The 12,574-nt window shown below is 60.6% G+C and carries 10 protein-coding genes; 5 read left to right on the top strand and 5 right to left on the bottom strand.

Annotated features, from left to right (window positions below; translation table 11 throughout):
- Positions 1 to 24: 24 nt before the first annotated feature.
- The 3 genes from AC1DIH_RS09555 (at position 25) to gcvH (ending at position 3,314) form a co-directional block, all read left to right on the top strand.
- Complete coding sequence (locus AC1DIH_RS09555; RefSeq protein ID WP_477771498.1) at positions 25 to 1,641, top strand: ABC transporter permease; 1,617 nt, start codon at positions 25 to 27, stop codon at positions 1,639 to 1,641.
- Positions 1,642 to 1,796: 155 nt separating this feature from the next.
- Complete coding sequence (gene gcvT / locus AC1DIH_RS09550) at positions 1,797 to 2,879, top strand: glycine cleavage system aminomethyltransferase GcvT (protein WP_427538717.1); 1,083 nt, start codon at positions 1,797 to 1,799, stop codon at positions 2,877 to 2,879.
- A 51-nt stretch (positions 2,880 to 2,930) separates the two neighbouring features.
- Positions 2,931 to 3,314 (top strand): glycine cleavage system protein GcvH, encoded by a 384-nt coding sequence (gene gcvH, locus AC1DIH_RS09545; RefSeq protein WP_145014229.1) that lies wholly within the window; start codon positions 2,931 to 2,933, stop codon positions 3,312 to 3,314.
- 55 nt (positions 3,315 to 3,369) lie between these two features.
- On the opposite strand, the gene AC1DIH_RS09540 is transcribed toward gcvH, so the two are convergent.
- On the bottom strand, positions 3,370 to 4,512 hold the full coding sequence (locus AC1DIH_RS09540) for a DegT/DnrJ/EryC1/StrS family aminotransferase (protein ID WP_216744297.1): 1,143 nt from the start codon (positions 4,510 to 4,512) through the stop codon (positions 3,370 to 3,372).
- Between the two features lie 154 nt (positions 4,513 to 4,666).
- On the opposite strand from AC1DIH_RS09540, the gene gcvP reads away from it, so the two are divergent.
- Entirely contained in the window at positions 4,667 to 7,540 is a 2,874-nt protein-coding gene (gene gcvP / locus AC1DIH_RS09535; RefSeq protein ID WP_477771497.1) for an aminomethyl-transferring glycine dehydrogenase, read from the top strand.
- A gap of 82 nt (positions 7,541 to 7,622) precedes the next feature.
- Here the strand turns inward: gcvP and AC1DIH_RS09530 are convergent, their stop codons facing one another.
- The 3 genes from AC1DIH_RS09530 to AC1DIH_RS09520 form a co-directional block, all read right to left on the bottom strand.
- Positions 7,623 to 7,961 carry a DUF2388 domain-containing protein gene (locus AC1DIH_RS09530; protein ID WP_477771496.1) on the bottom strand — a complete coding sequence of 113 codons (339 nt, stop codon included), beginning with the start codon at positions 7,959 to 7,961 and terminating at the stop codon, positions 7,623 to 7,625.
- A 98-nt stretch (positions 7,962 to 8,059) separates the two neighbouring features.
- Complete coding sequence (gene tfpB / locus AC1DIH_RS09525) at positions 8,060 to 9,841, bottom strand: type IV pilus assembly ATPase TfpB (protein WP_477771495.1); 1,782 nt, start codon at positions 9,839 to 9,841, stop codon at positions 8,060 to 8,062.
- Positions 9,842 to 9,982: 141 nt separating this feature from the next.
- Complete coding sequence (locus tag AC1DIH_RS09520) at positions 9,983 to 10,321, bottom strand: hypothetical protein (RefSeq protein ID WP_347928285.1); 339 nt, start codon at positions 10,319 to 10,321, stop codon at positions 9,983 to 9,985.
- A 125-nt stretch (positions 10,322 to 10,446) separates the two neighbouring features.
- On the opposite strand from AC1DIH_RS09520, the gene AC1DIH_RS09515 reads away from it, so the two are divergent.
- Positions 10,447 to 10,920: an Lrp/AsnC family transcriptional regulator gene (locus tag AC1DIH_RS09515; RefSeq protein ID WP_123426265.1), complete on the top strand. Its 474-nt coding sequence runs from the start codon at positions 10,447 to 10,449 to the stop codon at positions 10,918 to 10,920.
- Between the two features lie 154 nt (positions 10,921 to 11,074).
- Here AC1DIH_RS09515 and AC1DIH_RS09510 read toward each other — a convergent pair whose 3' ends face one another.
- A complete protein-coding gene (locus AC1DIH_RS09510; protein ID WP_477771494.1) occupies positions 11,075 to 12,442 on the bottom strand; it encodes a CYTH domain-containing protein in 1,368 nt (455 codons plus the stop codon).
- Positions 12,443 to 12,574 lie beyond the last annotated feature (132 nt).

Here is a 12,574-nt window from a genome sequence, read left to right as displayed (position 1 = left end):
CTCCGCACTTTTTAGAGACTTTCCTTGGCTCATCCCGCCCAACGCCGTTGGTATCCGCTGGTTTTTGCTGTTGCCGCCCTGGTGGTGCTGCCACTGAGTGTGTTGCTGCTGTCATGGCAAACCGTCGACCTGCAGATCTGGTCGCACCTGTGGCAAACCCAGATGCCGCGCCTGCTGGGCAACACCCTGACGCTGATCCTCGGCGTCGGGGTGGGTGTCACGCTGTTGGGCGTGAGCCTGGCGTGGCTGACCAGCCTCTGTGAATTCCCCGGGCGACGTTGGCTGGATTGGGCGCTGATGCTGCCGTTTGCGATCCCGGCTTATGTGCTGGCGTTCGTTTTCGTCGGACTGCTGGATTTCGCAGGTCCTGTGCAAACCCTGCTGCGAGAAGGGTTTGGCAGCGGCCTGCGGCTGCCGCGCGTGCGCTCCACCGGTGGGGTGATTCTGGTATTGGTGCTGGTGTTCTATCCCTACGTCTACTTGCTGGCGCGCACGGCGTTTCTGGCCCAGGGCAAAGGCCTGATGGAGGCTGCACGCGTACTCGGCCAATCACCGTGGCAAGCATTCTGGCGCGTGGCCTTGCCGATGGCCCGGCCGGCGATTGGTGCCGGTGTGGCTCTGGCGTTGATGGAGACGCTGGCGGATTTCGGCGCAGTGTCGGTGTTCAACTTCGACACCTTCACCACGGCGATCTACAAAACCTGGTACGRCTTCTTCAGCCTGTCGAGCGCCGCACAACTGGCCAGCCTGTTGCTGCTGGTGGTGATGGTGCTGCTGTACGGCGAGCGGCGTGCGCGTGGCGCCAGCCGGGCGAGCAACGAGCGTCCACGGGGCAAGGCGCTTTACCACCTGCGCGGGTTCAAGGCAGTGGCCGCCAGCAGTTGGTGCGGGCTGGTGTTTGCCTGCGCCTTTGTCATTCCAGTGCTGCAACTGGTGGCGTGGTTCTGGCAGCGCGGGCGCTTCGATCTGGATGAGCGTTACGCCGGGCTGATCGTCCACACGTTGTACCTGGGCGCCATGGCGGCGCTGATCACCGTCAGCGTCGCGCTGCTGCTGGCGTTTGCCCGGCGCCTGGCACCGACCCGGACGATTCGCTCCGGGGTCAGCCTGGCCAATATCGGCTATGCCTTGCCCGGATCGGTGCTGGCGGTATCGATCATGCTGGCGTTCAGTTACCTGGACCGCGAACTGGTGGTGCCGCTGTCGGGCTGGCTTGGCGGCGCGGGCAAACCGTTGCTGCTGGGCAGCCTGTCGGCATTGTTGCTGGCGTATCTGGTGCGCTTTATCGCGGTGGCCTACGGGCCGTTGGAAAATAGCCTGGCGCGGATCCGTCCGTCATTGCCAGAAGCTGCACGCTGTTTGGGTGTCAGTGGGCCACGACTGTTTTTCAAAGTGTATCTGCCGTTGTTGCTGCCCGGTACGTTGAGCGCGGCGCTGCTGGTGTTCGTCGATGTGCTCAAGGAAATGCCCGCAACCCTGCTGATGCGCCCGTTTGGCTGGGACACGCTGGCGGTGCGGATCTTTGAAATGACCAGCGAAGGCGAGTGGGCCCGGGCGTCGTTGCCGGCATTGACACTGATTCTGGTGGGCCTGTTGCCAGTCATCGGCTTGATTCGACGTTCGGCACATCAAAACGGCTAGGTGCCAGTCCTACACCTTGCGGCTACAATGCGCGGCATTCGGTGCGGATCGTCCTTCAGACCGGGTCGCTGAAATAGGCTGAAAGCCTTCTACTTCAAGGCTTTCAACCATGCAGCGCCTGTCCGTACCTTCGCCACGCCCGGAAGGAGAAACCCATGGGACAGCGTACGCCTCTGTATGACCTTCATCTCGCACTTGGCGCGAAGATGGTCGATTTTGGCGGTTGGGATATGCCATTGCATTACGGCTCACAGGTCGAGGAACACCATCAGGTGCGCCGCGACTGTGGGGTTTTCGATGTCTCCCATATGACTGTGATCGATGTCAGCGGCCCCCAGGCCAAGGCCTGGCTCCAGCATTTGCTGGCCAATGATGTCGAACGCCTGCACAGCGTCGGCCGTGCCTTGTACAGCACCATGCTCAATGAGCGGGGCGGGGTGGTCGACGACATGATCGTTTATCGCCTGGAAGATGCTTACCGCCTGGTGGTGAACGCCGCCACCCGTGATCAGGACATGGCCTGGATGCAGGCCCAGCTCGGCGACTATCAGGTACAACTGCATGAGCGCAGCGAGTTGGCGATGCTGGCGATTCAAGGTCCGCAGGCGCGGCAAAAGATCGCCGAACTGGTGACCCAGTCCCGTGGCACGCTGATCCAGCAACTCAAACCGTTTGAAGGTCAGTGTGACGGCGACTGGTTCATCGCCCGTACCGGCTACACCGGCGAAGACGGTCTGGAGATTGCCTTGCCGGCCGATCAGGCGCCGGGATTCTTCAACGATCTGGTGGGTGCAGGCATATCGCCGATTGGCCTCGGCGCCCGCGATACGCTGCGTCTTGAGGCCGGGATGAACCTCTACGGCCAGGACATTCATCAGGATGTCTCACCGCTGGCGTCCAATATGGCCTGGAGCATTGCCTGGGAACCGGCCACTCGTCAGTTCATCGGCCGGGCCGCGCTTGAGGCTGAACGGGCCGCCGGGGTGAAGCAAAAACTGGTTGGTCTGGTGCTCGAAGAGCGTGGGGTTTTACGTGCCCACCAGGTGGTTCGCATCGCTGATGTTGGCGAAGGAGAGATCACCAGTGGTAGTTTCTCTCCTACGCTTAGCAAATCGATTGCCTTGGCGCGGGTGCCGATGGCGACCGCCGACCGGGCAGAAGTGGAAATTCGTGGCAAGTGGTACCCGGTTCGGGTGGTCAAGCCGACTTTCGTGCGTCATGGCAAAACCCTGATCTAACTTTTTCTGGCGGGCCAACACCGCTGACATTTCTTCTTGAGGACACAGAACATGAGCGAAATTCCTGTAGACCTGCGTTTTGCCGAAAGTCACGAGTGGGCGCGTCTGGATGAAGATGGTGGCGTAAAGGTGGGTATTTCAGACCATGCTCAGGAAGCCTTGGGCGATGTGGTGTTCGTCGAGCTGCCGGAAATCGGCAAAGTCTTCGCTGCCGGTGAAGCTGCGGGCGTAGTCGAGTCGGTCAAGGCCGCTTCGGATATCTACTCGCCGGTCTCCGGTACAGTCATCGCCGTTAACGAAGAGTTGGCCAACAGCCCGGAGCTGGTCAACAGCGCGCCATACGACAGCTGGTTCTTCAAACTCGAGCCGACTGATACTTCCGAGCTGGACAAGTTGCTCGACCCTACAGGCTACAAGAACGCCATCGGCGAGTAATTGCTGCCGGAAATGAAAAAGCCTCGAGTGATCGAGGCTTTTTTGTGGGTGCGATTTATGCGTTTTGCAATACAGCCTTCACCGCCGCCACTGAACGCTCGACATCGCTTTTGCTCATGGCCGTGAACATCGGCAGCGAGACGATCAGGCGACCGACACGCTCGGACACCGGGAACATGCCTTCCTTGAAACCGCGTTCGCGGTAAAGGCTCAGCAGGTGGATAGGCGGGTAGTGGTAGCCGATGCCGACGCCCAGTTCCTGCATTTGCTCCATGAAGGTCGCACGGGCCGGTTTGCCGTCCTTGCGCTCTGGCAATACCAGCTGGAACAAGTGCCAGTTGCTGTTGGTGAAGTCTGCCGGTGGCAGCTGCGCGCCGTATTTGGCTTCGAAATCGCTGCCGAAGCAGGCGAAGTAATGCTTGGCCAGTTCACGGCGGTGAGCGGTGATGGCTTCAATGTGGGCGAACTGGCCCAGGCCAATGGCCGCTGCCACGTCGGTCATGTTGAACTTGCCGCCCAGCACATCAACATCCAGGCCGTCGAAGCCGGTACGGGTCACGCCTTGCAGGCGATATTTCTCGGCCAGGCGCACTTCTTCAGCGTTGTTCAATACCAGGCAGCCACCTTCCGAGGAGGTGACGTTCTTGTTCGCCTGGAAGCTGAACGACACGAAGTCGCCGGTGGCGCCGATGCGCTGACCATTCCAGCTCGAACCCAGTGCCTGGGCGGCATCTTCGATAATGCGCAGGCCGTGTTTCTTGGCGATCGCGTACAGGCGGCTCATGTCCACCGGCAAACCGGCGAGGAACACCGGAATAATGGCCTTGGTACGCGGGGTAATGGCCGCTTCGAGCTGGTCCAGGTCGATGTTGCGGGTGATCGGGTCGATATCGGCGAACACCGGGGTGGCGCCGACTTCGAGAATCACGTTGGCCGTGGCGACCCAGGAAATCGGCGTGGTGATGACTTCGTCACCGGCACCGATCCCGGCGATGCGCAGGGCGATCTCCATGGTGCAGGTCCCGGAGTTGAACGTGCGCACCGGACGGCCGCCAAAAAACTCCGAGAGCTGGGCTTCGAACGCCTGCACCTTGGGCCCGCTGGTGATCCAGCCGGAGCGCAAGACATCGCCGACAGCGGCAATTGTGGCTTCATCGATAGTAGGTTTGGAAAATGGCAGAAAAGGCAGTTGGCTCATGACGATCAGTGCACCCGATTGGCTGACGGTAGATATATGCGCCGCACATGATGAGCCTGATTGAGCAAAGACGCCATGCCGAGTGCACAGGGGGAGCTATGCTGCTGTGATCGAGTTGCATCGACGTCGAGCGCCATTCAAGAGAGAGCCCGTCATGTCCCAGTTGCCATCCTTGAGCCAGTTACGAGACCCGAATGCCTTTCTGCGGCGCCATTTGGGGCCGGACACCGCCGAGCAGCAGGCGATGCTCGACAGCCTCGGGCTCGGCAGCCGCGTCGAGCTGATCGAGCAGACGGTGCCGCCGGGAATTCGCCTCAATCGCGTACTGGACTTGCCGCCAGCGCTCGATGAAGAAGCCGCGCTGGCCAAGCTGCGCGGCTATGCCGAACAGAATCAGCTCTGGACCAGCCTGATCGGCATGGGTTACCACGGCACCCTGACGCCCGCGGTGATCTTGCGCAACGTGCTGGAAAATCCCGGTTGGTACACCGCCTACACGCCCTATCAGCCGGAAATTGCTCAGGGGCGACTCGAAGCACTGCTCAATTTCCAGCAATTGACCATCGACCTGACGGGCCTGGAACTGGCCAACGCCTCGTTGCTCGACGAAGCCACGGCGGCCGCTGAAGCCATGGCGCTGGCCAAGCGTGTCGCGAAGTCGAAAAGCAATCTGTTCTTCGTCGACGAAAATTGCCATCCACAGACCATTTCCGTGGTGAAGACCCGCGCTGAAGGCTTTGGCTTCGAACTGATCGTCGACACTGTGGATAACCTGAAACAGCACCAGGTGTTCGGCGCGCTGCTGCAGTATCCCGATACCCATGGTGAAATCCGCGACCTGCGCCCGCTGATCGATCACTTGCATGCGCAGCAGGCGCTGGCCTGCGTTGCCGCTGATCTGCTGAGCCTGTTGTTGCTGACGCCGCCAGGTGAAATGGGCGCTGACGTGGTCTTCGGCTCGTCCCAGCGCTTTGGCGTGCCGATGGGCTACGGCGGCCCTCACGCAGCGTTTTTCGCCAGCCGCGATGAATACAAACGAGCGATTCCCGGGCGGATCATCGGCGTTTCGAAAGATGCTCGCGGCAACGTCGCGCTGCGCATGGCCCTGCAAACCCGCGAGCAACACATCCGTCGGGAGAAGGCCAACTCGAACATCTGCACGGCTCAGGTGTTACTGGCCAATATCGCCAGTTTTTATGCGGTCTACCATGGCCCGCAGGGGCTCAAACGGATTGCGCAACGGGTACACCGGCTAACGTGCATCCTCGCCGCCGGACTGGAGCGCAAAGGCATCACCCGGCTTAACCAGCATTTCTTCGACACCTTGACCCTGGAGGTCGGCGGCAGCCAGACCGCGATCATCGACAGCGCCAAAGCGGCGCAGATCAACCTGCGGATTCTTGGGCGCGGGCAGGTTGGCTTGAGTCTCGACGAGAGCTGCGATGAACGTACCGTAGCGAAGCTGTTTGATGTGTTCCTGGGGGCCGATCACGGGCTTGATGTCGCCGAGCTGGATGGCGAACCGCTGATCTCCGGGGTTCCCGACGGCTTGTTGCGGACCACGCCGTATTTACGGCATCCGGTGTTCAACGCCCATCACAGCGAAACCGAGATGCTGCGTTACCTCAAGCAACTGGAGAACAAGGACCTGGCGCTCAACCAGTCGATGATTCCGTTGGGCTCCTGCACCATGAAGCTCAATGCCAGCAGCGAGATGATCCCGATCACCTGGCCGGCGTTCGCCAACCTGCACCCGTTTGCACCGAAAGAGCAGGCGGTGGGTTATTCGCTGATGATCAGCGAGCTGGAGAACTGGCTCTGCGCGATTACCGGTTTTGATGCGATCTGCATGCAGCCCAATTCCGGCGCCCAAGGTGAATACGCCGGGTTGCTGGCGATCCGCAAATACCATGAAAGCCGTCAGCAAGGCGCACGGGACATCTGCCTGATTCCCGCATCCGCCCACGGCACCAACCCGGCTTCGGCGCAGATGGCCGGGATGCGGGTGGTGATCGTCGACTGCGACGATGCCGGTAACGTCGACCTCGATGACCTGAAGGCCAAGGCGACGGCTGCCGGCGACAAGCTTTCCTGCCTGATGGCCACTTACCCTTCGACCCACGGGGTGTACGAAGAGGGCATCAGCGAGATCTGTGAAGTTATCCACAGCCACGGCGGTCAGGTGTACATGGACGGCGCCAACCTCAATGCACAGGTCGGGCTGGCCCGCCCGGCGGATATCGGCGCCGATGTCTCACACATGAACCTGCACAAGACCTTCTGCATTCCCCATGGCGGAGGCGGGCCGGGGATGGGACCGATTGGGGTGCGGGCGCATTTGGCGCCGTTCGTTGCCAATCACCCGGTGGTGCCGATCGAAGGCCCCCATCCGCAGAATGGTGCAGTCAGCGCGGCGCCTTGGGGCAGTGCGAGCATTTTGCCGATCAGCTGGATGTACATCGCGATGATGGGGCCGCAGCTGGCGGATGCCAGCGAGGTGGCGATTCTCTCGGCCAACTACCTGGCGAAGCATTTGTCCGGTGCGTTTCCGGTGCTCTACACCGGGCGTAATGAGCGGGTGGCGCACGAATGTATCCTCGACTTGCGACCGCTCAAGGCGCAAACCGGTATCAGTGAAGAAGACGTTGCCAAGCGGCTGATGGATTACGGTTTCCATGCGCCGACCATGTCTTTCCCGGTGCCGGGTACGTTGATGGTCGAGCCTACTGAAAGCGAGTCCAAGGCGGAACTGGATCGCTTTATCAGCGCGATGCTGAGCATTCGCGCGGAAATTGCCGAGGTGCAGAATGGCAATTGGACTGCCGAAAACAATCCGCTGAAACACTCACCGCATACGTTGGCGGACATTACCGGCGTCTGGGATCGGCCTTACAGCATCGAGCAAGCGGTGACCCCGGACGCGCACACCAGGCTGTATAAATACTGGCCGACGGTGAACCGCGTGGACAATGTTTACGGGGATCGCAACCTGTTCTGTGCCTGCGTGCCGGTGGATGAATACCGCTGACATGCACGGCTTTGATAAGGCGCAAATCCACTGTGGGAGCAAGCTCGCTCCCACAGTGGATCGCATTTTTACAGCAACAGAATTATTCCGGGGCGACTGCGTTCTTGGCCAGGATTGCATTGGCCAATTCCATGTCGGTAGCCTTCAAACCCGGGTTGTCGGCACGGACTTTCTGCATAGCAGATTCCAGGTACGGACCACGGATATTGCCGTCACTGGCCACGAAGCTGCTGGCGTCGTCCTGAGCGGCAACGACCAGCTTGTGATCCCTGGAGGTCAGGTAGGTGGACGCGGTGGTCGCACCTGAGGAAATAACTTCTTGCAAGATGCCGTCGTGGTCATGGTCACGGCCATGGGCCATTGCTGAACCGATAGACAGGGAAAGCAAGGCAAGCGTAGCGGCAGCAAGTTTAAAACGCATTATGGGTGACTCCAGTGGGATTTCTGGCGGGTTGGATTGCCAATACCCCAAACGAGTTCCGTAGCGTTCATCGGCGCGTTAGACCTGGATACCCCCTCCTATTTCTGCTCGCTCTGTGGCGTCACTCGCAGCACCTCTTCAATCGTCGTCAGCCCCGCCGCGACTTTTTGTGCACCGGACAGCCGCAGGCTACGCATGCCTTCCTTGAACGCCTGGCGACGGACGGCGAGCAGGTCGGTGTCGGGGTTGATCAGGGCTTTGACGCTGTCGGTCATTTGCATGATTTCGTAGACCCCGGCGCGTCCGCGATAACCGGTGTCGCGGCACTCCAGGCAGCCAATCGCGCGTTGGGCGTTGCCTGGCAGCGGTGCTTGCCAGGGACGGGTCAAGGCTTGCCAGTCGTCTTCACCCAGTGTCAGCGGCGCCTTGCAATGCGGGCACAGCGTGCGGACCAGACGTTGCGCCATGACCCCCAGCACGGTGGCTTTGATCAGGTAATGCGGCACGCCGAGCTCCAGCAAGCGGCTGATGGCGCTCGGTGCGTCGTTGGTGTGCAGGGTCGACAGCACCAGGTGCCCGGTGAGTGCCGCTTGAATGGCCATTTCGGCGGTCTCGAGGTCGCGGATCTCGCCGATCATGATGATGTCCGGATCCTGTCGCATCAGTGCGCGCACACCGCTGGCAAAGGTCAGGTCGATGTTGTGCTGGACCTGCATCTGATTGAACGCCGGCTCGACCATTTCGATCGGGTCTTCGATGGTGCAGAGGTTGACCTCTGGCGTCGCGAGTTTTTTCAGCGTGGTGTAGAGCGTGCTGGTCTTGCCCGAACCGGTCGGCCCGGTGACCAGAATGATGCCGTTGGGCTGGCGGGTCATGTCCTGCCAGCGGCGCAGATCATCGGCGGAAAACCCGAGCTGGTCGAAGTCCTTGAGCAGCACTTCCGGATCGAAGATCCGCATGACCATTTTTTCCCCGAACGCCGTGGGTAGCGTCGACAGCCGCAACTCCACTTCGCCGCCGTCCGGGGTCTTGGTCTTGACCCGGCCATCCTGGGGTTTGCGCTTTTCTGCAACGTTCATCCGCCCCAGGCTCTTCAGGCGACTGACAATCGCCATGGTCACCTGCGGTGGAAACTGATAGACGTTGTGCAACACGCCGTCGATGCGAAAACGCACGGTGCCTTGCTTGCGCCGTGGCTCGATATGGATATCACTGGCGCGTTGCTGGAAGGCGTACTGGAACAACCAGTCGACAATGTTGACGATGTGCGCGTCGTTGGCGTCCGGTTCCTGATCGCTGGCGCCGAGGTTGAGCAACTGTTCGAAGTTGCCCAGGGTGTTCATGTGTTGGTCGGCATTGGTCGCGCCGCTGACCGATTTGGCCAGGCGGAAGAATTCCACGCTGAAGCGCTGGATGTCCGCCGGGTTGGCCACTACCCGTTTGATCGGCAACTGTAGAACGTGGGTCAAGTCGGCTTCCCAGCTGCGCACATAAGGCTGCGCGCTGGCGATGGTGACCGCGTCGCGGTCGATCGCTACGGCGAGGATCTTGTGGCGCTGGGCAAAGGCGTAAGACATCAGCGAGGTAATTTGCGCGACGTTTATTTTCAGCGGGTCGATGCGCAAGTAAGGCTGGCCGGCCTGCAGTGAGAGCCACAGGGTCAGGCTTTCCAGATCCAGGCGTTTGCCGGGGCGGCTGAGGTCGTCGAGGTGTTGGCTGGCGAGGAACTCCAGCGGGTGCAACTGGCTGTTGCTGGCATTGCGGCGGGTGGTCAGCGCGTGCTCGGCCGAGTCCTGGCTGATGAAGCCTTGGGCGACCAGTTCGCGCAGCAGGTCATTGAGATCCAGCCAGCGATCCTGAGTAGCGAGTTGAACGGACATCCGGGCTCCTTATGGAAACGATCCTGCAACGAGCGGTTTAGACAGGTGCGTCTCTGACCACAGATGCCAAGAATAGTCCCCGCAAAGGCCGGTCGTTCAGCCATCGGCCGATTCATCGTTGCGAGTCTTTACCGGCGCGCTTCAACCGGCGGCCTGCGCAGGCTGAACCCATTGCGAATCAGCCGCTTGCAGTTCCACCGAGCAGACGCTGATCAGGTTACGTAATTTTTCCGCGATCACCTGGGCGCGGTGCCAGCTCAAGCCGTCCATGACAATACCGATCGACAGCAGGTCGTCGTCGCGCAGCACATTGACCTGCTGCGGCACCAGAAACTGCAACGCGAACAGATTCAGCGCCCGACACAACACGTCCGGTTCGGCCTCGGCCAGCAGTTGGTAGTGCACACGACAATGGGCATTACTGACGTTCCACACATCGGCGCGGGTAGGGGTGTTGCTGACGGCTTCGAGCGGGGGCATGGTCGGTCTCCAAATCATTGGAGAAATTTTTACATTCGGTGCCGGGTATTTCTTATCTATGATGAGGCTAATTGGCTTTAAATCGAATTGCTCAATTCTCAGATAATGTCTTTACGGGTTTTTCTATGCATAGCGAACTTGACGCGTACGACCGACGGATTCTGGCGCTGCTGCAAGAGGACGCCTCGCTTTCCAGTGCGCAGATTGCCGAGCAGGTCGGGCTATCGCAGTCGCCGTGCTGGCGGCGCATTCAGCGGATGAAGGAGGAGGGGGTTATTCGTGGGCAGGTGACCTTGCTCGATCGCAAGAAAATCGGCCTCAACACGCAAATCTTCGCCGAGATCAAACTCAACGCCCATGGGCGTTCGAACTTTACGGAGTTCACCGAGGCGATTCGCGGTTTTCCGGAGGTGCTGGAGTGTTATGTGCTGATGGGTGCGGTGGACTTTCTGCTGCGGATCGTCACGGCAGACATCGAAGCCTATGAGCGCTTCTTTTTCGAGAAACTGTCGATGGTGCCGGGGATTCAGGAGGTCAACTCGATCGTGGCCTTGTCGGAAATCAAGTCCACGACGAGTTTGCCGGTGTTGCGGGGTTAAAGCCTTGCGGTGAATGTGCGGGCCTCATCGTCGGAACGCCGCCCGGAGCCGGCTCGCTCCCACACTGGATTTCGGTAGCACACACAATTTGTGTTCGCCGAAGATCAAATGTGGGAGCGAGCCGGCTCCGGGCGGCGTTCCGACGATGGCGGTATTACATGCGCAACAACATCTTCCACGCGCGGTTCTGGTACACCGCAATCGCCTGTTGCTTACGTGCGTCCAGCACTTCGTCGGTGATCGGCTCGTTGGCCAGTTGCGCGAGTTTGTTCAGCTCACCGTACAGGCGATCCATTTCCGGGATGTCCAGCACATTGCGGGCATGGTGCAGCCAGGCCTGGATGCGTTCGATACGCGGCAGTTGCTCGGCCAGGTCTTCCGGCTGTTGCTGATAACGCTGCAACTGCAGGGACGTCGCTTCTTCGCCCAGCAGACGCGGCAACCAGTTGCCCAGTTGTGCAGCACCCTGGCGATTGCCGCGAACGTTGCGATCGGCAGCCCAGGTGCGGGCCAGCAACCAGCGCGAGGTGTTCAGCGAGAACAGGCCCCAGCGCGGGTCTTCCAGCTCTTCGAGGAACTGCTCCGGCGCGGCTTTGCGCACGTCCTCGTCGTCCAGACCGGCCTGGACCAGCGGGCGCCAGTCTTCCAGCAAGGCATCCAGCGCCACGCGCAAGTCGTGGGTCGACTGACGCGGAGCGGCTTGCCCCAGGCTGCTGAGCAGCGCGCGCAATTCAGCCAGGTTTTCGACCCAATCCTGCAGCAGGCGCCAGTGACCGTTGAAGCGATACTGCTCGGCCAGGCGCTGGCTGCTGCCCAGCAAGTGCCAGCTCAATGCGGCGAACGCGTCGTCCAGCGGCAGTTCGAAGGTCAGCTCCGGCGCCGGCAGGCTCAACGAATAGCTGTTGGCGTCGAACAGACGGTAGCCGCGCTCGGCCTTGCTGATATCGCACGGCATCAGCGCCAGGGTCGCGGCCAGCTCGGCGGCCAGTTCCAGCAATGCCGCAGGCTCGCCTTCGCGCAGCTCCAGCTCCAGCTCGCAGATTTCTTCTTTCTGCTTGCCGGCAATCACGTTGCCCAGGTCCAGTGCGGCTTCGATGACCACTTTGGTCTTGCCACGGCCCCAGGCGATCTCTGCGCGTTCACGGACGAAATCTGTGGTGAAAATGGCCTTCAGGGTTTTCTTGTCCAGCTCGGCCAGCTCTTCGGGCCAGCATTCGCCGTCGAGTTTTTTCACATCGAGCTTGGCTTTGGGCAGGTTCCAGTCGTATTCGTTACGCTCGGACAGACCGGCGACACTGTGACCACGGGTCTTGAGCGTTTGAATGACTTCTTCGCCATCGCGGCGCAGGCGCAGGGCAACCTTGGCGCGGGCCAGGTCACGTTCTGGCGTGTCGAAGTACTGGTTCATCAACTCACGGCGTTCCCAGCCACTTTTGTTGCGTTTTTTCAGTAGCGGGTGCTCGCGCAGGGCGGCGAGGGTTTCGCGGCTGACGCGGAGTTTGATTTCGGTTTCTTTCTGCATGGCCGGAAAATCCAGGATCGGGAGCGCAGCCGGGGGAATGTGTGGCTGCCAAGGCCGTGCAGTGTACAGCACTCATTAAACCTACGCGCCGCGACGGTTTATTCCTGTCACAGGATGGCTCTATGATGAGGG

Source organism: Pseudomonas sp. 05N36, from assembly GCF_056397385.1.
This window is presented reverse-complemented; position numbering and strand designations above follow the sequence as displayed.